Origin of the sequence: Haloferax prahovense (assembly GCF_000723845.1) — an archaeon.
Lineage (GTDB): Archaea > Halobacteriota > Halobacteria > Halobacteriales > Haloferacaceae > Haloferax > Haloferax prahovense.
The window spans coordinates 2285141-2304398 of record NZ_LK053000.1; the positions used below are offsets into that span (position 1 = coordinate 2285141).

The 19258-nt window shown below is 68.2% G+C and carries 20 protein-coding genes; 10 read left to right on the forward strand and 10 right to left on the reverse strand.

The window, feature by feature from the left end:
* Nucleotides 1-6 precede the first annotated feature (6 nt).
* Nucleotides 7-387 carry a DUF7522 family protein gene (locus BN984_RS11440; RefSeq protein ID WP_008092512.1) on the reverse strand — a complete coding sequence of 127 codons (381 nt, stop codon included), beginning with the start codon at nucleotides 385-387 and terminating at the stop codon, nucleotides 7-9.
* An 89-nt stretch (nucleotides 388-476) separates the two neighbouring features.
* Between BN984_RS11440 and BN984_RS11445 the strand changes: the two genes are divergently transcribed.
* Both BN984_RS11445 and BN984_RS11450 read left to right on the forward strand, forming a co-directional pair.
* A complete protein-coding gene (locus BN984_RS11445) occupies nucleotides 477-1934 on the forward strand; it encodes a DHHA1 domain-containing protein (protein ID WP_008092513.1) in 1458 nt (485 codons plus the stop codon).
* A 43-nt stretch (nucleotides 1935-1977) separates the two neighbouring features.
* Nucleotides 1978-2760: a CBS domain-containing protein gene (locus tag BN984_RS11450; protein ID WP_004977633.1), complete on the forward strand. Its 783-nt coding sequence runs from the start codon at nucleotides 1978-1980 to the stop codon at nucleotides 2758-2760.
* A gap of 1 nt (nucleotide 2761) precedes the next feature.
* On the opposite strand, the gene BN984_RS11455 is transcribed toward BN984_RS11450, so the two are convergent.
* Nucleotides 2762-2989: a DUF7543 family protein gene (locus tag BN984_RS11455; protein WP_008092514.1), complete on the reverse strand. Its 228-nt coding sequence runs from the start codon at nucleotides 2987-2989 to the stop codon at nucleotides 2762-2764.
* 30 nt (nucleotides 2990-3019) lie between these two features.
* A complete protein-coding gene (locus tag BN984_RS19765) occupies nucleotides 3020-3190 on the reverse strand; it encodes a hypothetical protein (protein ID WP_008092516.1) in 171 nt (56 codons plus the stop codon).
* A gap of 100 nt (nucleotides 3191-3290) precedes the next feature.
* Between BN984_RS19765 and BN984_RS11460 the strand changes: the two genes are divergently transcribed.
* Nucleotides 3291-4598 (forward strand): MFS transporter, encoded by a 1308-nt coding sequence (locus BN984_RS11460; RefSeq protein WP_049968616.1) that lies wholly within the window; start codon nucleotides 3291-3293, stop codon nucleotides 4596-4598.
* 36 nt (nucleotides 4599-4634) lie between these two features.
* On the opposite strand, the gene BN984_RS11465 is transcribed toward BN984_RS11460, so the two are convergent.
* Both BN984_RS11465 and BN984_RS11470 read right to left on the reverse strand, forming a co-directional pair.
* The gene (locus tag BN984_RS11465; RefSeq protein ID WP_008092522.1) at nucleotides 4635-5672 is read right to left on the reverse strand and encodes a DUF7544 domain-containing protein; all 1038 of its coding nucleotides are present in this window, start codon (nucleotides 5670-5672) and stop codon (nucleotides 4635-4637) included.
* Between the two features lie 90 nt (nucleotides 5673-5762).
* Nucleotides 5763-7094 carry a S8 family peptidase gene (locus BN984_RS11470; protein ID WP_049968617.1) on the reverse strand — a complete coding sequence of 444 codons (1332 nt, stop codon included), beginning with the start codon at nucleotides 7092-7094 and terminating at the stop codon, nucleotides 5763-5765.
* 132 nt (nucleotides 7095-7226) lie between these two features.
* Between BN984_RS11470 and BN984_RS11475 the strand changes: the two genes are divergently transcribed.
* From BN984_RS11475 to BN984_RS11485, 3 genes are all read left to right on the forward strand, one after another.
* Complete coding sequence (locus BN984_RS11475; protein ID WP_008092526.1) at nucleotides 7227-8336, forward strand: CNNM domain-containing protein; 1110 nt, start codon at nucleotides 7227-7229, stop codon at nucleotides 8334-8336.
* Between the two features lie 104 nt (nucleotides 8337-8440).
* Nucleotides 8441-9547, forward strand: coding sequence for a M24 family metallopeptidase (locus tag BN984_RS11480; protein ID WP_008092528.1), 1107 nt, complete (start codon nucleotides 8441-8443; stop codon nucleotides 9545-9547).
* A 39-nt stretch (nucleotides 9548-9586) separates the two neighbouring features.
* Complete coding sequence (locus BN984_RS11485; protein ID WP_008092530.1) at nucleotides 9587-9775, forward strand: hypothetical protein; 189 nt, start codon at nucleotides 9587-9589, stop codon at nucleotides 9773-9775.
* 45 nt (nucleotides 9776-9820) lie between these two features.
* Here BN984_RS11485 and BN984_RS11490 read toward each other — a convergent pair whose 3' ends face one another.
* Together BN984_RS11490 and BN984_RS11495 are read right to left on the reverse strand one after the other, a co-directional pair.
* Nucleotides 9821-10921 (reverse strand): phosphotransacetylase family protein, encoded by a 1101-nt coding sequence (locus BN984_RS11490; RefSeq protein WP_008092532.1) that lies wholly within the window; start codon nucleotides 10919-10921, stop codon nucleotides 9821-9823.
* 26 nt (nucleotides 10922-10947) lie between these two features.
* Nucleotides 10948-13041, reverse strand: a complete 2094-nt coding sequence (locus BN984_RS11495; protein WP_049968281.1) for an acetate--CoA ligase family protein — start codon at nucleotides 13039-13041, stop codon at nucleotides 10948-10950.
* Nucleotides 13042-13249: 208 nt separating this feature from the next.
* Between BN984_RS11495 and BN984_RS11500 the strand changes: the two genes are divergently transcribed.
* The 3 genes from BN984_RS11500 (at nucleotide 13250) to BN984_RS11510 (ending at nucleotide 15524) form a co-directional block, all read left to right on the forward strand.
* Nucleotides 13250-13510 carry a hypothetical protein gene (locus BN984_RS11500; protein WP_008092536.1) on the forward strand — a complete coding sequence of 87 codons (261 nt, stop codon included), beginning with the start codon at nucleotides 13250-13252 and terminating at the stop codon, nucleotides 13508-13510.
* A 210-nt stretch (nucleotides 13511-13720) separates the two neighbouring features.
* Nucleotides 13721-14473: a mechanosensitive ion channel family protein gene (locus BN984_RS11505; RefSeq protein ID WP_008092539.1), complete on the forward strand. Its 753-nt coding sequence runs from the start codon at nucleotides 13721-13723 to the stop codon at nucleotides 14471-14473.
* Between the two features lie 253 nt (nucleotides 14474-14726).
* Nucleotides 14727-15524: a ZIP family metal transporter gene (locus tag BN984_RS11510; protein ID WP_008092541.1), complete on the forward strand. Its 798-nt coding sequence runs from the start codon at nucleotides 14727-14729 to the stop codon at nucleotides 15522-15524.
* A gap of 86 nt (nucleotides 15525-15610) precedes the next feature.
* Here BN984_RS11510 and BN984_RS11515 read toward each other — a convergent pair whose 3' ends face one another.
* From BN984_RS11515 to BN984_RS11525, 3 genes are all read right to left on the reverse strand, one after another.
* Nucleotides 15611-15895, reverse strand: a complete 285-nt coding sequence (locus BN984_RS11515; RefSeq protein WP_008092543.1) for a DUF7545 family protein — start codon at nucleotides 15893-15895, stop codon at nucleotides 15611-15613.
* Nucleotides 15896-15996: 101 nt separating this feature from the next.
* Nucleotides 15997-16752, reverse strand: a complete 756-nt coding sequence (locus BN984_RS11520) for an ABC transporter permease (protein ID WP_008092545.1) — start codon at nucleotides 16750-16752, stop codon at nucleotides 15997-15999.
* Complete coding sequence (locus tag BN984_RS11525) at nucleotides 16749-17696, reverse strand: ABC transporter ATP-binding protein (protein WP_049968282.1); 948 nt, start codon at nucleotides 17694-17696, stop codon at nucleotides 16749-16751. Before BN984_RS11525 ends, BN984_RS11520 begins: the two co-directional genes overlap by 4 nt.
* Before the next feature lie 141 nt (nucleotides 17697-17837).
* Between BN984_RS11525 and BN984_RS11530 the strand changes: the two genes are divergently transcribed.
* Nucleotides 17838-19232, forward strand: a complete 1395-nt coding sequence (locus BN984_RS11530; RefSeq protein ID WP_049968283.1) for a PQQ-dependent sugar dehydrogenase — start codon at nucleotides 17838-17840, stop codon at nucleotides 19230-19232.
* Nucleotides 19233-19258 lie beyond the last annotated feature (26 nt).

Consider the following 19258-nt stretch of genomic DNA (forward strand, 5'->3'; position numbering starts at 1 on the left):
TTTCTTTTATTCTCGCAGTAACTCGCCGAGCGCCGACGCCAGCTCCTCGGAACGCCTGAGCGTCAGGCCGTCGGTGGTGACGAACACGCCCTTGTCGTCGGCCGTCACCCGGGTGAGGTACCCGTGGTCGAACGCACGGACGGTGTATCGGTAGTTCCCGAGTTCGGAGCCGCGGTAGGCGGTCCGCGCCTGAAACCCGTCGGTCTCGTGTTCGACGAACCCGGTGAGGTCGGCGTCCGCTTCGAGGTCGCTTCGGAGGTATATCTGGTCGCAGCGGTCGTGCGTGAAGTACGTCACGCTCCTGAGGTCGTCGCCGACGACGGTTCGACAGGTTCGGACGAACGACTCGGCTCGCGACTCGGGGAGCAGTTGCGTCTCGAGTTCCATCGTATATGTGTCATGCGTTGGCATGACATAATATCATCGCCGGATGGGAGGACGGTAGGGTTTTGCGGCCGGAGTCCGACCCTCCGTGTATGGTACGTCGCCTGGTTCTCGGCTGCGGGTCGCTCGGCGGGAACCTCGTCGGGCTACTCGCCGACCGCGGGGGGACGGTAACGGTCGTCACGGACCGGAAGGGCCGCGCCGATGACCTCCGCTCGGACGGCATCGCCGCGAGGGAGGGCGACCCCGCAGACCCGTCGAACTACCCCGACGCGGTCGACCTCGTCATCGTCGGAGGGCAGTCCTCGGCGTCGAACCTCGACGCGGCGCGCGCGGCCCGCGACCGATTCCCCGACGCGCCGCTCGTCGTCTACCTCGGCGACGACGCGGACCCGTCGGTCCGCGCCGACATCGACGCGATCGCCGACGAGGTCATCGACCCGCGTCGAATCGTCTCCGGTCGAATCCTCGACGCCGTCGGCACGTCGCACACGGAGCGGTTGAACCGCCTGATGCGGGTCCTCCGAAACCTCGACGGCAGGCTCGCGGTCGTGATGCACGACAACCCGGACCCCGACGCCATCGCCGCGGCGCTGGCGTTGCAGGCCATCGCCCAGCGGGCGAGCGTCGACGCAGACGTGTGTTACTTCGGCGACATCTCTCACCAGGAGAACCGCGCGCTCGTGAACCTCCTCGATTTGGACCTTCGGGTTCTCGACGAGGTTCCGGCGGACGACGAGTACGCCGGCTTCGCGCTCGTCGACCACTCCCGGCCGGGCGTCAACGACCGCCTGCCGCCGGAGACGACCATCGACATCGTCATCGACCACCACCCGCCGCGCGCGCCGGTCGAAGCGGCGTACGTGGACCTCAGACGCGGCGTCGGTGCGACGAGCACGCTGCTCGCGGAGTACCTCGAACGGCTCGGCATCGTCCCCGACACGACGGTGGCGACGGCCCTCCTGTTCGGGATTCAGGTCGACACCAACGACTTCACGCGGGAGGTCTCGACCGCCGACTTCGAGGCCGCCGCCTTCCTCATCCCTCACGTCGACGTGGACCTGCTCGAACGGGTCGAGACGCCGAGTCTGACCTCCGAGACGATGGAGACGCTCGCCCGCGCCATCTCGAACCGCGACGTTCGGGGGAACGTCCTCACGACGAACGTCGGCGACATCCGCGAGCGGGACGCGCTCGCGCAGGCCGCCGACCACCTCCTCGGGATGGAGGGCGTCGAGGTGACGGTCGTCTACGGCCTGATGGACGGCACCGTCTACGTCTCCGGTCGCGCCCGCGGGGCGAAAATCGACCTCGGTGAGACGTTCCGCGACGCCCTCGGCTCTATCGGGAGCGCCGGCGGCCACGCGGATATGGCGGGCGCACAGATTCCACTGGGCATCCTCGACGACGTGGGCGACGACTCGCGGGAGTCGCTCGCCACCATCGTCACGGACATCGTCGCCGGGCGGATGTTCGAGACGCTGGAGCACGCGACGCCGACGCCGAGTCTGGATACCGACGTGGCCTTCGAGTACCCGCTCGATGAGTGAACGCCCACACGTTTTTGCCGACGGTGGCCCTATGAGGTGGGAGATGAGTACCAAAGCGACCGTCAAGGAGTACATGACGCGCGAGGTCCAGACCGTCTCTCCGACCGACACGGTCGCGGACGTCGCCCAACGCATCGCGGAGAGCGACGGGCACAACGGGTTTCCCGTCTGCGACGGCCGCAAGGCCGAGGGCTTCGTCACGGCGCGCGATATCCTCCTCGCCGACGACGCCGCCCCCATCGAGACGGTGATGGCGACGGACCTCGTCGTCGCTCACCCCGAGATGGACGTGAACGACGCCGCCCGCGTCATCCTCCGGTCGGGCATCCAGAAGCTCCCGGTCGTCGACGACGCGGGCAACCTCGTCGGCATCATCTCGAACACCGACGTCATCCGGAGCCAAATCGAGCGCGCGACGCCGGAGAAAGTGGGCAAACTCATGCGGACGCTCGAACAGATTCACGGCATCACGGTCCATCAAGAGCGCCGCACGGTCTCGCTTTCGAACCTCATTCCCACGCAGGCCCGCGTCTACGCCGACGAACTCGACGGTCGCCGGTACGAACTCGAACGCGGCCTCGCGGAGCCGCTCGTCGTCATCGACAACAACGGGACGCTGCTCCTCGCCGACGGCCACCACCGCGTCCTCGCGGCCGACCGAATCGGCATCGAGGAGATGGACGCCTACGTCATCGTCGTCGACGACCCCGTCGAACTCGGCATGCAGCGGACCGCGGAAAAAGAGGGCCTCAAATCTATCTCGGACATCGATATCGTCGACTACGCGCGACACCCGCTGGTCGAGACGACGCGCCGACTCCAGTAGCTCAGTTCTCCACGTCGTACTCGTCCTTCCACGCCTCGGCGGTCTCGCGGGCCTCGGATTCCGACTCGAACCGCTCACCCTCGTAGCCGCGGCCCTCGGCAGACTGATAGAGTCGGTCGACCCTGACGTGCCACGCGTTCGGCCCGCGACGGAGCCGAATAGTCGCGTGACCGTCGCTTCGCTCCCACTCCACGATGCGGTCGTCCCGACGGACTTCCGTCCAGCTCATACCGGGGGATGGCGGCGGAGCCCGAAGTGTCTACCCATCCACCGGCGTCGAGGCGTCGACCGTCGCCGAGGCGGCCGGGCGCGTCTCCGCGCCGCAACTCGGACAGACGGCGTATCCGAGGCGGTCGTAGGGAACCTCCGGCGACGGGCGTTCCAGCCCACACTCCTCGCACGTGAAGTACGAGACCCATTCGAAGGACATACTGACACTCAGGATTGTCAACGTATTAATTAATCACCGCTTGCCCCCCGAGACGGAGGGTATCGGTGCGGTTATTCGACACCCCGCCAACGAGGAGACGATGACAGTCGAGAACCCGCGTCGGGCGCTCGGGGTGGTCTTTTTCATCGTCTTCGTCGACCTCCTCGGCTTCGGTATCCTCATCCCGGTGATTCCCCTGTACGCGCTCTCGTTCGGTGCGACGGAGTTCGTCGGGAGTCTGCTCATCGCCTCCTACTCGGCGATGCAGTTCCTCGCCGCGCCGTTTTTGGGCCGCCTGTCGGACTCCCGCGGTCGGCGACCCGTGCTCCTCTTGTCGCTCACGGGGAGCGTCCTCGCGTGGCTCCTGTTCGGCGTCGCCGGGTCGCTCGCGGTGCTGTTCGCCGCGCGGATGCTCGCGGGCGCGATGGGCGGCAACATCGCCACCGCACAGGCGTACATCGCCGACATCACCGCGGCGGACGAGCGTGCAAAGGGGCTCGGTCTCCTCGGGGCCGCGTTCGGCCTCGGCTTCGTGTTCGGCCCCGCGCTCGGCGGCTTCTTCGCCAGCGAGCCGGTCGTCGCGGCCGCCCGGGACCTCCTGCCCGCGTTCGTCCCCGTCTCCGAGTTCTCGCTGCCGAGCTTCGCCGCCGCGGCCATCACCGGAACGAACCTCGTCGTCGCGTTCTTCGTCCTGCCCGAGTCGCGGCCGCCCGAAGCGCGCGGGACGCCGGCCGGGGACCGCGAGTCCCGCGTCCAACAGCTCCTTTCCGCGCTCCGGTCGCCCGGACTGGGCACGCTCGTCGCCTCCTTCTTCCTCGTCTCCTTCGCCTTCTCGGCGCTCGAAAGCCAGTTCATCTTCCTCACCAACGACCAGTACGGCTACGGCGCGACCGAGAACGCGATTATCCTCACCTACGTCGGCGTCGTCCTCGCGGTCGTTCAGGGCGGCCTCGTCGGCCCGCTCACCGACCGCTTCGGCGAGTACCGACTCGCGGTCGCCGGCGCGGCGATTCAGGTGCTCACGCTCGCGGCCGTTCCCTTTTCACCCCAACTGGGCGCGTTCGTCCCCGACCTCGGAAGGATACTCCCGGTCGGTCCCGTCCTCCCGGCGGGCGTGCTCGCGCTCCTCGTCGTGATGACGCCGCTGTCGTTCGGCAACGCCCTCACGAACGTCTCCTTGAACACGCTCGTCTCCCGCTCGGCGACGGACGACGAGCAGGGTGGCGCGTTCGGCCTCACCCAGAGCGCGGGGAGCCTCGCCCGGACGTTCGGGCCGGCGCTGGCGGGCGGACTCTACACGGCCGTCGCGTTCTGGGCACCGTTCGTCGTCGGTGGCGCGCTGATGGTTCCGATTCTCGTGCTTCTCGGGCGGCTGGACCGCGAGGCGGCCACGTCGGCGACGGCGTGAAAACGGAGGCGGAACGGCGAAGCGAGTCGCCGGTCCTTACGCGGGGGTCGGGCCTTCCGGGGCCGACGAGTCGTCGTCGGACCGGAACTGCGAGACGAGGTCGAGCGAGTCGTCGGCGCTGCCCAGCAGGAACAGCGAATAGTACCGGAAGTAGGTCACGACGGGCATCTGGACGACCGCGCCGACCGCGATGGCCGCGAGGACGAACAGGAGCCCGAGCGCGCCGAAGACGACCAGCCCGACCGTCGAGGTCAACGCGACGTTCGCGGCGTTGAGCGCGAGGAACGCCCCGCCGCCGACGATGGCGAAGGGGATGGCGACGACGAGCAGGGCGAGGAGGGCCGCGATGCCGATACCGATGCTCGCGAGGATGCCGAGGATGAACCGGACGATGACGTACAGCCCGAACTCGGAGAACTCGGCGCGGAACACCGGCACGACCCGGCCCCACGACGACAGGAGGGCGCGGTCTTCGGCTATCATCGTCGGGACGACGAAGTCGGTCGTCAACTGCATGACGACCGCGAGCACGAACACCAACAGGAGCCCGAGCAGTACGAGCGGGATAGCGAAGAGGGCCACCGCGGGCGTGAACGCGACGGAGCCGAGGAACACCGCCGCGACCGGGATTCCGATGACCGCGAGCACGGCGACGAGGAGGCCGACTTGGAACCCGAACAGCCTGACGCCGAGCCAGAAGCGCTCGCGGAACGGCTTTCGGATGCGCACGTCTTTCGTGACGACGGCGTCCACGAGGACGAACTGCATCACGGAGCCGACGAACGACCAGACGATGCTGAGGGCGATAGCGACCGCCGCAATCGCGATGACGGCGGCGACGACGTTTTCGGGCGTCACGAAGCCGGGTAGCGAGTCGACCGGGATGTCGGTCGACCCGCCTCCGGTCGGGGTGGTCGTTCCGGTGTTGCTTCCGGCACCGCCGCTCCCGCCGAGGCCGCCGACGAAGAGGGCGATGAGTGCGAGGCGCGCCCATCGACCCGCGTCGAACGGGAGGAGGAGCGACGCCGTGGCGTCACGGGCGTCGTCGAGGGCGTCGATTGCTTTCCAACTCATGAGTGACAATGCGACGCCTCGCGAGATAAAGGTGTTCGAGAGCTAAGGTATCAGTTCGCTCGGTGAACCTCCTCGGGGGCGCGGAGGCCGTTACTCGGTGACGGCGGCCAGCGGGTCGAGGTAGCCGGCCCCGTAGTACGCCTTGTCGGACCCCTCGGGGACGGTCGCGGTGCGGCCGAGTTTCGACGCGACCCGATTCGCGTTCAGACCCGGTTCGACCGACCGCACGAGCGCGACGGCGGCGGCGACCTGCGGCGCGGCCATCGAGGTGCCGGCCTTCCAGCCGTAGCCGTTCGCCGAGCCGACGTAGTTCCCGTCGTCGTCGTAGGCGGGCGTCGAGACGGTGTTGTAGACGAGGTCGTAGAACCACGTTTCGGGGTTGGTCTCCTGCGCGGAGAGGAGGGCGTCGCCGCCCGGCGCGGCCACGCCGACGGCGTTGGTCCCGTAGTTCGTGTAGAACGCCGGTGTCTTCGGTCCTTCTTCGGCGTCGCCCGCGTCGAAGGCGGTCCCCTTGGGTCCGGTCGCGCTGACGCTGAGCGCCTGTGCCCCCTCGTTGGGGAGGCTGATGATGCCGCCGTCGTGCTGGAGGTCGGCGCTGTCGTTGCCGGCGGCGACGACGACGACAGTCCCCGAGCGGTTGGCGTGGGTCAGCGTCTTGTTCAGCACTTTACCGTAGAACTTCCCTTCGCCCTGTCGCGGGACCGGGTAGGAACCGAGGCTGAGGTTCGCGGCGTCGCAGCCGATTTCGGCGCTGTAGACGAGGGCCGCGAGGATGTCGGCGAACGAGGCCAGCGTGTTCGGCGAGAACACGCGGCAGTCGACGACTTCGGCCCCCGGCGCGGAGCCGACGACGCCCGTCTCGTTTCGGTCGTTCGCGGCGACGATGCCCGCGACGTGGGTGCCGTGGTCGCCGCCCGCGGGGACGCCCGCGCCGAAGCCGTCGCCGGTGAAGTTCCGCGAGAGCGATGCGTTGACCGCGTGTTCGAGGTCCGGGTGGTCGGCGGCGACGCCGGTGTCGATGACGGCGACGCGCGCGCCCTCCCCGCGGGTCACGTCGTGGACCGCCGGAATCCGCTGGCTCTGTTTGTCCCACTGCGCGGCGTAGCCGGGTTCGTCGACCGCATCGGCCGGACCCGCGTCTTCGACCGCCGGCGCGTCGAGCGTTATCTCCACGTCGGGCGCGTAGGTCGCGTTCAGGGCGGAGACGGCCGACTCGCTCCCCTCGACGACCACCACGCCGGCCGGCGAGAGGTCGTAGACGACCTCCAGGTCGGCGCTCGTCGCCGCCGACGCGTCGCCGCCCCCGAGGTCGACGATGAACCGGTCGGTCCGCTCGGCCGCGACGACGGTCGACCCGGCGGCGATCCCACCGAGGAGGGAACCACTCAGCTTCAGGAACGTCCGCCTGTGTTGCTGACGCATACCAGACACCGCGGCCGTCGAAAACATAGTTGTTACGGCACATTTTTGAGTTTAAAATAATTCCTCGAAAAACCACAACGTCGTACCGGAGCCGACACGCTCACGAGAGTCCGGTTCGAACGCTCGACCCACATGGTAGGTGTCGACACCGCGCTTCGGCTCGGCGGCGGCCTCGTGTTGTTGCTCGCGAACGCCTTCTTCGTCGTCTCGGAGTTCGCGATGACGCGCGTGCCGCAGTTCGACGAGTCCGCCTTCGTGGGGTCTCGCGGCCTCGAACTCGCGTGGGAGATGACAGAGCGGCTGGAGGTGTACCTCTCGGGCTGTCAGGTCGGGATTACCATCGCTAGCGTCGGCCTCGGCGTCGTCGCCGAACCGGCCGTCGCGGCCACCTTCGCCGCGGTCCTCGGCGGCGGTGGGGCGGCGGGTTCCCACACGTCGCTGTCGGTCGGACTGGCGCTCGTCGTCATCAACCTCTCGCACGTCGTCCTCGGCGAGCAGGTGCCGACGTACCTCGGCGTCGAGCGCTCTCGCACGGTGGCGAAGTACACCGCGCCCGTCCTGTACGGCTGGACGAAGCTCATGTACCCGGTCATCGTCGTCGCCGACTGGCTGGCAAAGCGCCTGCTGTCGCTCGTCGGCGTCGAGATAACCCGGTCGTGGCAGGAAGCCGAAATCGACGAGGAGGAAGACGGCGACGGTGACGCCGCCGGCGAGGGCACCCGGCTCACCCGCGGCGAGGTCCGAAGCCAGATGGGCGACATCCTCGCGCAGGGCTCGCTCCCCGAGGACCGCCGCGAGGAGGTCCTGAACGCGCTTCGCATCGGCGAGTTACCCGTCCGCGACGTGATGGTTCCCGCGGACCGCGTCGTCGCGCTCTCGGTCGACGCGAGCACCGACGAGAGCCTCGAACGAATTCGGGCGAACCCCCAGCACTCGCGGTTCCCGCTCGTCGGCGACTCGCTCGACGACGTTCGGGGCGTCGTCTACGCGCCGACGGTCCTCTCGAACATCGACCGCCTCCAGTCGGGCGACCGCCGCCTCGAAGACATCGCCGCGCCCCCGCTTTCGGTTCCCTCGGACCTCTCGGTCAGCGACCTCATCGACCGCTTCCAGGCGGAGAATCAGGAACTCGCCATGGTCCGCGACCCCGAAGGCGGCTCCGTGGTCGGCCTCGTGACCGCCTCCGACGCCTTCGAGTCCATCACCGGCCAGCTCTACGACCCGCTCGACCTCGGGGCGTAGGCCGCCTGCGGGACGCCCTCGTACCGGCCCCACCCGATGGTTCGCGCCTCGACGCGCTCCCGCGGACCGCCCACGCTTTTCATCCGCCGCCCGTATCCACTCGCATGACGCCCTTCGAACGACGGACCCGCGCGTGTCAGGAACGATTGGCCGACGCGGACGCCGACGCCGCCGTACTGTTCCCCAGCCGAAACCTGCTGTACCTCTCGGGCTTCGACGAGGAACCCGCGGAGCGGCACCTGCTTCTTTTCGTCCCCCGCGAGGGCGAACCGGCGTTTCTCGTCCCCGACCTCTACGAGACGCAGGTCCGCGCCGAGTCGTGGGTCGGAGACGTGCGCACGTGGAGCGACGACGACGACCCGCGTGACGCCCTCGACGACGTGGTCTCGAATTTCGACCTCGCCGGCGGGCGCGTCCTCGTCGACGACACGATGTGGGCCCGTTTCTCGCAGGACCTCCGGGCGGCGCTCCCCGACGCCGACTTCGGCCTCGCCAGCGAGGTCGTCGCCCCGCTCCGCGCGCGGAAGGACGACGCCGAACTCGACGCGCTCCGCCGCGCCGGCGCGGCCGTCGACCGCGCGGTCGAACGCGTCCGCGACATGGGTGCGGACGCCGTCGGTATGACCGAAAACGAACTCGCGGCGGAAATCGAGCGCCTCCTCGCCGACGAGGGCGGCGAGGGGATTCCCTTCGGCCCGCTCGTCGGCTCTGGCCCCAACGGCGCGATGCCCCACCACAGCCACGGCGACCGCGTCATCGAGTCGGGCGACCCGGTCGTCCTCGACTTCGGCACCGTCGTCGACCACTACCCGAGCGACCAGACGCGCACCGTCGTCTTCGCCGGCGAGCCACCCGCGGAGTTCGCCGAGGTCCACGGCGTCGTGCAGGCCGCACGGACCGCCGCCGTCGAGACCGTCGAACCGGGCGTCGCCGCCGGCGACGTCGACCGCGCCGCCCGCGAGGTCATCGAGGAGGCGGGCTACGGCGACCGCTTCATCCACCGGACCGGCCACGGCGTCGGCCTCGACGTGCACGAAGAACCCTACATCGTCGCCGGGAGCGACCGCGAACTCGAGGTCGGGAACGTCTTCAGCGTCGAACCGGGCGTCTACCTCCCCGACGAGTTCGGCGTCCGAATCGAAGACCTCGTCGTCGTCACCGACGACGGCGCGGAACTCCTGAACGACACCGACCGCGGCTGGCGCTGTTAGGCGCAAAGCTGTTAACTTCCTGACTGACGTGGCGGGCGTATGGTCTCTCGACAGACGCTCGTCGTCACCGCCTTCGTCCTCGCAGCCCTCCCGGCCGCCTACCTCGTGGAGGCGGCCAGCGGGCAGTTCACGCTCTCGTTTCTCGCGCTCCTCGCCGTCGGCGTCGGCGCACCGTCGCTCGTCAACGACTACCTCGATAGGCACGAGAGCGACGGAAACGGGGTCTGAGTCCGAATTCGGAAAAAGTAGTCGACGATAGCGACGCGTCGGTCGTTACTCGTCGTCGTCGGCCGCGCCGTCACCGGACGGTTCGATGTTTCCGATGATGGCGTCGATGTCGGCGTGTTCGTACAGCAGGTCGCGCATCCGGTTGACCGTGCGCTCGTCGCGGGTGCGACCCGTGCTGACGATGTCCTCGGCGCGGTCGGTCACCGAGAGCGTGTCGCCGTTGACGAGAAGCACCGGGACGCCCTTCTCTTCGGCCTTACCGATGACGGCACCGACGGGTCGGTGGCCGCCGGTGAGGATGATGCACTTGACGCCGGGGGCTTCGAGCGCGGCGCGCTGGATGTTCGCGCGGTCGCCGCCGGTGATGACCGCGGCGTTCTTCGTGCGGCGGAAGTAGCGAAGCGCCGCGTCGCCGCCCATCGCGCCGACGAGGAAGCGCTCGACGAAGGCGTCCGTCGGCGCGTCGGTCGCGAAGTCCGCGCCGAGTTCGTTCGCGAGTTCCTCGACGGTGACGCCCGCGAGGTCTTTTTCGGTCGGAACGACGCCGAGGACGGGGACGCCGCGGGCTTCGAGGAACGGCGCGACCTCCGTTTCGAGTTCGTCGTAGGAGGCGTCGCTCACGCGGTTGAAGACGACGCCCGCGAGGCGGTCGGGGCCGATGTCTTCGACCGCCGCGACCACGTCGTCTAGGTCGCTCGGGTGCTGGTAGTCGGCGACGAGGATGACCTCGGCGTCGAGGAGGTTCGCCACGTCGCCGTCGGTGAGGTCCACGATGCCGCCGGTGCGGTAGGAGCCGCCGCCCTCGATGAGCATCAGGTCCTTGCCGGCCGAGATGTCCTCGAAGTGGTGGGAGATGACCTCCGAAAGCTCCTCGGCGTTCTCCTTGCCGCGGACGGCACCCTGGATGAACGTCGGGGAGTAGACGACGGGTTCGAGCTGGTGCATCTCCGCGTCGATGTCGAGCAGTTCGCGGGCGAGCATCGGGTCCTCGTCGAGGGTTTTTCCGGTGCTGGACTGCAGGCGGGTGCCCTTGGGCTTCATGTAGCCCACGTCCAGTCCGCGCTCCTTGGCGAGGACGCCGAGTGCGAGCGTGATTGCGGTCTTCCCGGTGCTTTCTCCGGTCGAGGTGACGAGTACCGTGTTCATTGTTGAATGGTAGGGTGGTGAAGTGTTTAAAGTTCGTCCGGGTCCACGGTGAGTCGAACGTCGACGGCCTTCACGCCGTCCGGCAGCGCGACGAGCGGGTTGATGTCGAGTTCGAGGATGGCCGGGAAGTCGGTGACCAGTTGGGAGAGCCGCTGGATGGTCTCCGTGATGCCGCCGATGTCGACCGGGTCGTTACCGCGGGCACCGCGGAGCATCGGCGCGGCGTCGATTTCCTTCGTCATGTCCTCGGCTTCCGCCTCGGAGACGGGCGCGACGCGGAACGTCGTGTCTTCGAGGATTTCCACGAAGATGCCGCCGAGGCCGAACATCATGAGCGGGCCGAACTGCGGGTCGCGGTTCATGCCGACGATGGTCTCGACGCCGTCGTCGAGGTTCACCATCTCCTGGACCTGCACGCCGAGGATGTTGGCGTCGGGCTGGTAGTTCTTCGCGCGGGTGATGAGGTCCTCGTAGGCGTCGTAGACGTCCTCGTTTTCGACGCCGACCTTGACGCCGCCGATGTCGGACTTGTGGAGGATGTCCGGGCTGACGATTTTCATCACGACGTCGCCGTCGATGTTCTCCGCGACGTCGAGCGCGTCGGCGGGGTCGTCGACGATGTCACCCGTCGGCGTCTCGATGCCGTAGGCGTCGAGCAGTTCCATCGCCTCGACCCCGAGGCGAGTCTCGTCGCGTTCCTTGACGGTTTCGAGGATGTCGCGGGCGCGCTCGCGGTCCACGTCGAACTCGGTGGGCGCGTCGTACTCGCGCTGGCGGATGTCGGCGTACTCCGAGAGGGCTTCGAGGCCGTCGACGGCGCGCGAGGGGTCGAAGTAGTTCGGGATGCCGGCGTCTTTCATCACGTCGGACGCGGTTTCGACGCGCTCGCCGCCCATGAAGCAGGCGGCGATGGGCTTGTCGTACTCCTGTTGGAGTTCGACGGTGTCGGCGGCCAGTTGGTTGTAGTCGAGGACGGCCGTCGGACAGGTCAGGACGAGCGCCATGCCGACGTTGTCGTCGGCGAGCGCCACGTCGAGGGCCTCCTTGAACCGGTCGTTGTCGGCGTCGCCGACGATGTCGACCGGGTTGTAGATGTTCCCCTCGGCGGGCAGCGACTCGGAGAACGCTTCGAGCGTCTCGTCGGTGAAGTCGGCCATCTGCAGCTCCGACTCGCCGATGGCGTCGGTCGTCATGACGCCGGGGCCGCCGGCGTTCGTGATGACGGCGACGTCCTTGTTCTCGGGGAGCGGCTGGTCGCCCAGCACGCGGGCGGTGTCGAACAGGTGCTGGACGGAGTCCGCGCGGATGACGCCCGCCTGTTCGAGGCCGGCCTCGTAGGCCGCGTCGGAGCCGGCGATGGTGCCGGTGTGCGAGGAGGCGGCCTGCGCGCCAGCGTCGGTCTTCCCGGACTTGACGAGGACGATGGGCGTGTCCTTCGTCACGTCGCGGGCGGAGTCGATGAACTCGCGGCCCGCCGAGATGCCTTCGAGGTAGCCGATGATGACCTCGGTGTCGGGGTCGTCGTTCCACGCCTCGATGAAGTCGGCCTCGTCGAGGACGGCCTTGTTGCCCAAGGAGACGATGTCCTTGAAGCCGATGTCCTCGTCGTTGGCCCAGTCGATGACGGCCGTGATGAACGCGCCCGACTGGCTCATGAACGACATGTTGCCGTCGAGGGCCATGTCGGGGCCGAACGTCGCGTTCATGCCCACGTCCGTGTTCATGATTCCCAGACTGTTCGGGCCGACGACGTTGAGGTCGTACTCCTCGGCGATGTCGCGGAGTTCCTGCTCGCGGGCGGCGCCCTCGCTGCCCGTCTCGCCGAAGCCGGCGGTGATGACCACCACGTTCTCGATGCCCGCTTCCCCGGCGGACTTCATCGCGGGGAGGACGACCTTCGGAGGAACGACGATGACCGCGAGGTCGGCGTTCGTCTCGCCGACGTCGCCGTAGCACTGCAGGCCGAACAGTTCGTCGTACTTGGGGTTGACCGGAACGACCTCACCGTCGAACTCGTCGACGAGGTTGTCCATGATTGCCCGCCCGATTGCTCCTTCGCGCTCGGTCGCACCGACCACCGCGATTCGGTTCGGCGCGAACAATTCGGATAGCTCTCCCATTGGTTGTTGATTCCGGTCATTGACTGATAAACTCGGTGGTGTGGGGCGTCTCACGGCCTTTGGTGGCACGATACAGTAGCGCAATTAATCGGTATGGTTCGTGATTTATACCACAGAATTGGGCCGGTTACGCTCGTCAGCAGGGGGGTCGACACCGCCGGCCCGCGGCGGCCAAATACATAACTTCTCCCCCCAAGAACAACGGGCTATGTCGCCATCACCCGACGACATCCCCCTCCATCGTTCCACCGGCGCGAAAGTCGCCGTCGTAGTCTTCCTCGTGTTGACGCTCGCCTACGCGCTCCTCATCGCCCAGCAGATTCTCGCGTGGGTGTTCCTCGTCGTCACCGTCGTCGTCCTCTGGTACGCCGCTCGACTCGTCGTCGCCATGGAAGAAATCGCGACACAGCTCGGCCGCCTCGCCGACGAGCGCACTGGGTCCCGCGACCGCGGCGACGAATCAAGCTGAGATTAAACCACGACGGACGCACCCGCACCCGAGACTGTCTCGCCGGTGAGCGAGTCGAACGAGGAACGGACGTTTCGACCCGTAGCCCGCCGCTCCGTCCGGTTTCACCGAGTATCGGCGAAATCGGAGGGTTCCGATTACGAGATGATTTTATTCACGGTTCTTATATTCTTAACTAACTGTCGGGCGCGCGATGTTCCACCCGGAACAATGTACCCGTTACAAGTCACGTTGACAGAGTCCATCGCAGAGTTGACTAACGCCGTGCTCGCGTTCGTCCCGCGGCTCGTGGGCGCGCTGTTAATACTCATCGTCGGCTGGTTCATCGGCAGCATCGCCGCCCGACTCATCACGCGGGTCGCCGACCGCGTCGAGGTCGACAAGGCGGTGTTGGCAACGCCCGTCGGGAAGATTCTCGGCGGGACCGAAAAGGCCGTCTCGGGCGCGTTCGGGACGCTCGGTAAGTGGTTCGTCTACGCCATCGCCGTGCTCGCGGCCGCCGACGTGCTCGCGGTCGACCTGTTCTCCGAATGGGTCTCGACCGCGGCGTCGTACGCGCCGTCGTTCGTGGCCGGCCTGCTCGTCGTCGTCCTCGGGTTCGTCGTCGCCGACTTCATCGGTGACGCCATCACGCGGACCCGCGCAGCGACCGAGACGCCGTACACGAGCGTCTTCGCGGTCGGCACCCGGATGTTCCTCTACTTCACCGCCGTCGTCATCGGCCTGAGCACGATGGGCATCGACGTCGCCATCCTGTTCACCATCGCGCAGGCGTTCGCCTGGGGCATCGCCGCGGCCCTCGCCATCGGCGTCGGCGGCGCGGTCGCCTTCGGCGCGCGCGACTACGTCTCGGCCAACGTCGAGCGCTGGATGGGTTCGGCCCGCTCCGTTGCGGCCACCCCCGTCTCGCCCATGGGCGGCGACAGCGACTCGCCGGAGGGCGCGTCGCCGGCCGACGACTGAACACGCTCCACCCGGTGCGTCCGGTGCGCTCGGTACGAGTGTACCGCGGAACCGACGTCTTTTCTTCACCGTCTCTCGCCGGCGAGCAATCGCTCACGCCGACGCATATATCAGAATACCGATTATAAATATGACGGGGGTTTTTGGCCCGTCTAAATCAGTAGAGCGCAGCTATCCGCAATTCAGAGTTTAGGCCAACCAAAAGTATATGGGATGTGATAATACTTATCGGTACCGAATGATTACGTTCGGTATGGACCAGTTTTCTGCGCTCGCGTTCGTCTTTCTCGCCGGGCTCGTCACGGCCATCGCGACCGGACTCGGCGCGATTCCGTTCTTCTTCGTCTCCGACGTGAGCGACCGCTGGAACGTGGCGCTGTGGGGTATCGCCTCGGGCATCATGGTGTCGGCGTCACTGTTCGGACTCGTCTTCGAGGGGCTCGCCAACGGGACGCCGCTCCAACTCGGTATCGGGATGCTCGCGGGCGTCGCACTCGTCCTCGTCGCCCATCGCGTCATCGAGGGTGCGGAGGTCAACCCGAAGCAGTACGAGGAGGCCGATTTCCGCAAACTGCTGTTGATTCTCGGCATCCTCACCGTCCACAGCTTCCCGGAGGGCGTCGCCGTCGGCGTCTCTTTCGCCGACCTCGGCCTCGACGGCGGCTTCCAGCTGTTCGGGTTCGTCGTCCCGCTGCTCGCGGTGTTCATGACTCTCGCCATCTCGATTCACAACGTCCCCGAGGGGCTCGCCATCTCCATCCCGCTGCGGTCGATGAACGTCTCGAACTGGAAGCTCGTCTGGTGGGCTATCTTCTCCAGTCTGCCCCAGCCCATCGGCGCGGTCATCGCCTTCTACTTCGTCCGCATCGCGCGGGAGTTCCTCCCGTTCGGCTTCGGCTTCGCCGCGGGCGCGATGGTCTTTCTCGTCCTCACGGAGTTCATCCCCGAGGCGCTCGAACTCGGCGAGCGCCTCCCGCGCGGCGGTCGGGTCGAACTGCTCGCCGGACTCGCCGCCGGCTTCGCCGTCATGGTGCCGCTGGCGTTCATCTGAGCGCCGCGGACCCGCCACGGCGGCTCAGACGCGCGGCTCTCGCCTTCGACTCGGAACGGCAGCGAAAACAGCAACCGCGAACTCACTTAGTGCGAGTGGCCGAGCGCGTCGGAGAGCGGGACGCCGAAGCGGTCCTCGAACAGCTCTTCCATCTTCTCGTTGATTTCGGCGATGTCGGCCGGTGCACCGCCCTCGCTGTGGTGAGCGACGACGTGCGCCTGCTGTGCGAACGCCTGCACGACGACGTCGGCGACGACGTCGGTCGGGTCTTCGCCCTGCTCCGAGAAGATATCGACGAGGCCCGCGGGGAGTTCGAGTGCTTCGGTGTCTCCGTCCGGTCCTTCGATGGTGTACGTCTCAGTTTCGACCATGCCCCCACGTGGGGTCGGCCGCGGGTTAAGGCTTGAGTTTGCAGGCGCGTCGGACGCCCTCGGGAGCGCCCCCGAGCGCCGCAGGCGGGCGGTGCGCCTCCTCAGTCGGTCCGCGGAATCGCTGCCGTGCCCGCCGCGAAGAACGCGACCGCGAGCACCGCGAGCACCGCGAGGTTGGTGAGCCAGTCGCCGCCGCCGTAGGTGAGCGCCCGGACGCCGCGGGCGAAGTACGTGAGCGGCGAGAGGTTCAGCGCCGGGACGAACCACGGCGGAAGCAGGTCGGGCGTCACGAACGTCTCCGAGAGGAAGAGCAGGGGCAGCGCGATGGCGTTGCTCGCGGCGATGACGCCGTCCTGCGAGTCGGCGACGCTCCCGATGACGGCCCCGAGGCCGCAGAAGAGCGTCACGCCGAGCGCGACGAAGGGGACGATGGCGAGCGTCGCGGGAGCCAGCGGAATCGACGCGCCCGTCACGAGCGCCGACAGCGCGAGGAGCAACAGCGCCGCGAGGCCGATGACGACGACGTTGACGAGCGAGTGCGCGAGGAGCCACTCGGCCCGAGACAGCGGCGTCGTCGCCAGCTTCTCGAAGCGGCTTCCCTCGCGGTGGCGCGCGATGGTGCTGCCGACGCGCGACAGCGGGGTGAACAGCACGACGACCGCGAGGTAGCCGGCGATGTAGTACTCCTTCGGCTCGGCGAACAGGCCGCCGCCGGTCGGCTGGGTCTGCACGAGCGCCCCGAAGATGACGACGATGATGGCGGGGAAGAAGAACGTGAAAAACACCGCCGTCCGCCGCCGGAGGAACGCGTGCCACGAGGCGACGAACTCAGCGCGGACGCGGGCGGCGAGGCTCATCTGTCACCTCCGACCGCGGCGGCCGCGGCGGGCCGGGCCGCCTCGAACTGCTCGCCGGTCAACGAGAGGTAGACCTCTTCGAGGCCGGGCTGTTTCCAGACGAGCGACTCGTAGACGACGCCCGCGTCGTCGAAGGCGGCGACCACGTCGCCGATGTCGCGCGGGCCGACGCCGTGGACGGTGATGCCGTCTCCCGACACCGTCGCGTCGAGCGCGGCCGGCAGCGACACCGATCCGAGGTCCGCGTCGGCGTCGCCGTCGGTCCGGACCACGAGGCGGCTCTCGCCGCCGTACTCGGCGACGAGGTCGTCCGGCTCGCCGACCGTGACGAGCTCGCCCGCGTTGAGCAGGCCCACGCGGTCGGCGAGGCGCTCTATCTCTTCCATCGAGTGGCTGGTGAGAAACACCGTCGTCCCGCCGGCGGCGAGGTCCTCGACGAGCCCCCACAGCGACCGGCGACCCGCGGGGTCGATGCCGGTCGTCGGCTCGTCCAAGAACAGCACGTCGGGGTCGTTGACGAGCGTCAGGGCGATGCAGGCGCGGCGCTGTTGGCCGCCCGAGAGGTTCTCGTACCACGTGTCGGCGGCGTCGGCGAGGCCGACCTCGTCGAGCACCGCGTCGGGGTCGCGGGCGTCGTCGTAGAGCCCCGCGTAGTAGGCCACGAGTTCGCGGGCGGAGAGCCGACCCGCGGGCCGAAACTCCTGCGGGAGGACGCCGAGGCGCTGGCGGTCGACCTCGGTCGGGTCGCGCCCGAGGATGGCCGCCGACCCCGAGTCCACCGCGGTCGTGCCCGTGAGGGCGCGAACCAGCGTCGTCTTCCCCGCGCCGTTCGGACCGATGAGGCCGAAGACCTCTCCCTCGGCGACCGACAGGGAGACGCCCGAGAGCGCCTCCACGTCGCCGTAGGACTTCCTGAGGTCGTCGGCGGCGAGTACCGCGTCCATGTCGTACCCGTCGTCACTATCGGGTGGTAAGGGATTCGGAATCGCCGCTCGATTCGAGTCGCGGGGCGGTGGGCGAACGGGGGAGGGCTCGCCAGCCCGGTCGTAGCAAGCCTTACTCCGGTCGCGCCGCTCTACGTTGACATGAACGGTTCCCGACGCGATTTCCTCGCCGCGACCGGCGCGACCCTCCTCGGCGGCCTCGCGGGCTGTGCGAGCGCCCCGACCGACGACGGAGCCGGGGGAACGACCGACAGCGACGCGACGCCAGACGAGACTGACGGGGCGACCGCGACCGCGAACGGCGGGTCCGACGGCTCACTCGCGGATCTCGAAGTCGCCTACGAGACGCTGGCGACCGGGTTCGCCTCGCCGGTCGACGTGGCCATCCCCGAGGCGTTCGGCGGGTCGCGGCGGTTCGTCGTCGACCAGCCCGGTCGAATCTGGCTGCACGACGACTCGGGACTACAGAGCGAGCCGTACCTCGACATCACCGACCGCATCGTCGACCTCAACGGCTACGACGAACGCGGCTTCCTCGGCGTCGCCTTCCACCCCGAGTTCGCCGACAACGGGCGGCTCTACCTCCGGTACAGCGCCCCGCGACGCTCGGGGACGCCCTCGAACTACAGTCACACGTTCGTCCTGAGTGAGCTGACGGTCGACCCCGAGGCGACGACGGTCTCGGTCGACTCCGAGCGGGCGCTGCTCGAACTCCCCGAGCCCCAGTCGAACCACAACGCCGGAGCCGTCGCGTTCGGTCCGGACGGCTATCTCTACGTCGCCACGGGCGACGGCGGCGGCGCGAACGACGAGGGACGCGGCCACGTCGACGACTGGTACGACGCCGTTCCGGGCGGCAACGGACAGGACGTGACCGAGAACCTCCTCGGGAGCGTCCTCCGCATCGACGTGGACTCCACCGGCGGCGTCTCCGGCGACGACGACCGGCCGTACGGAATCCCCGAGGACAACCCGCTCGTCGGCTCCGACGGCCTCGACGAGCAGTACGCGTGGGGGCTCAGAAACCCGTGGCGGCTCTCGTTCGACGGCGAGGACTGCTACGTCGCCGACGTGGGACAGGGCGCGTGGGAGGAGGTGAACCTCTTGGAGCGCGGCGGCAACTACGGCTGGAACGTTCGCGAGGGCGCACACTGCTTCCGCGCCGACGACTGCCCGACCGAGACGCCCGACGGCGCACCGCTTCTCGACCCGGTGCTGGAGTACCCCCACAGCGGGGACGGACCGTCCGGCGTGGCCGTTATCGGCGGCCACGTCTACCGCGGCGAGTCGATTTCGGCGCTCTCGGGCGCGTACGTCTTCGCCGACTGGCAGTCTGAGGGACGGTTGTTCGCCGCCCGCCCGAGCGAGTCGCGGCCGTGGGACATCGCGGAGATTCCCGTGACGGACCGCGACGACGGGGGGACGAACGTCCTCGCGTTCGGCCGCGCCCCCGACGGCGAACTGTACGTCTGCACCAGCGACCGGCCGATTGTCACCGGGTCGTCGGGCGCGCTGAACCGGCTGACCGGCGTCTGAGGTCGGGGGCAAGTCGTTCCAGCGTC

What these genes read in the sequence shown, in the direction of transcription:
- BN984_RS11465 (WP_008092522.1), bottom strand. Translation starts at nt 5,672, where the DNA reads ATGAGTTGGAAAGCAATCGACGCCCTCGACGACGCCCGTGACGCCACG.
- BN984_RS11475 (WP_008092526.1), top strand. Translation starts at nt 7,227, where the DNA reads ATGGTAGGTGTCGACACCGCGCTTCGGCTCGGCGGCGGCCTCGTGTTG.
- BN984_RS11450 (WP_004977633.1), top strand. Translation starts at nt 1,978, where the DNA reads ATGAGTACCAAAGCGACCGTCAAGGAGTACATGACGCGCGAGGTCCAG.
- BN984_RS11480 (WP_008092528.1), top strand. Translation starts at nt 8,441, where the DNA reads ATGACGCCCTTCGAACGACGGACCCGCGCGTGTCAGGAACGATTGGCC.
- BN984_RS11455 (WP_008092514.1), bottom strand. Translation starts at nt 2,989, where the DNA reads ATGAGCTGGACGGAAGTCCGTCGGGACGACCGCATCGTGGAGTGGGAG.
- BN984_RS11530 (WP_049968283.1), top strand. Translation starts at nt 17,838, where the DNA reads ATGAACGGTTCCCGACGCGATTTCCTCGCCGCGACCGGCGCGACCCTC.
- BN984_RS11485 (WP_008092530.1), top strand. Translation starts at nt 9,587, where the DNA reads ATGGTCTCTCGACAGACGCTCGTCGTCACCGCCTTCGTCCTCGCAGCC.
- BN984_RS11445 (WP_008092513.1), top strand. Translation starts at nt 477, where the DNA reads ATGGTACGTCGCCTGGTTCTCGGCTGCGGGTCGCTCGGCGGGAACCTC.
- BN984_RS11520 (WP_008092545.1), bottom strand. Translation starts at nt 16,752, where the DNA reads ATGAGCCTCGCCGCCCGCGTCCGCGCTGAGTTCGTCGCCTCGTGGCAC.
- BN984_RS11460 (WP_049968616.1), top strand. Translation starts at nt 3,291, where the DNA reads ATGACAGTCGAGAACCCGCGTCGGGCGCTCGGGGTGGTCTTTTTCATC.
- BN984_RS19765 (WP_008092516.1), bottom strand. Translation starts at nt 3,190, where the DNA reads ATGTCCTTCGAATGGGTCTCGTACTTCACGTGCGAGGAGTGTGGGCTG.
- BN984_RS11470 (WP_049968617.1), bottom strand. Translation starts at nt 7,094, where the DNA reads ATGCGTCAGCAACACAGGCGGACGTTCCTGAAGCTGAGTGGTTCCCTC.
- BN984_RS11525 (WP_049968282.1), bottom strand. Translation starts at nt 17,696, where the DNA reads ATGGACGCGGTACTCGCCGCCGACGACCTCAGGAAGTCCTACGGCGAC.
- BN984_RS11510 (WP_008092541.1), top strand. Translation starts at nt 14,727, where the DNA reads ATGGACCAGTTTTCTGCGCTCGCGTTCGTCTTTCTCGCCGGGCTCGTC.
- BN984_RS11490 (WP_008092532.1), bottom strand. Translation starts at nt 10,921, where the DNA reads ATGAACACGGTACTCGTCACCTCGACCGGAGAAAGCACCGGGAAGACC.
- BN984_RS11440 (WP_008092512.1), bottom strand. Translation starts at nt 387, where the DNA reads ATGGAACTCGAGACGCAACTGCTCCCCGAGTCGCGAGCCGAGTCGTTC.
- BN984_RS11515 (WP_008092543.1), bottom strand. Translation starts at nt 15,895, where the DNA reads ATGGTCGAAACTGAGACGTACACCATCGAAGGACCGGACGGAGACACC.
- BN984_RS11505 (WP_008092539.1), top strand. Translation starts at nt 13,721, where the DNA reads ATGTACCCGTTACAAGTCACGTTGACAGAGTCCATCGCAGAGTTGACT.
- BN984_RS11500 (WP_008092536.1), top strand. Translation starts at nt 13,250, where the DNA reads ATGTCGCCATCACCCGACGACATCCCCCTCCATCGTTCCACCGGCGCG.
- BN984_RS11495 (WP_049968281.1), bottom strand. Translation starts at nt 13,041, where the DNA reads ATGGGAGAGCTATCCGAATTGTTCGCGCCGAACCGAATCGCGGTGGTC.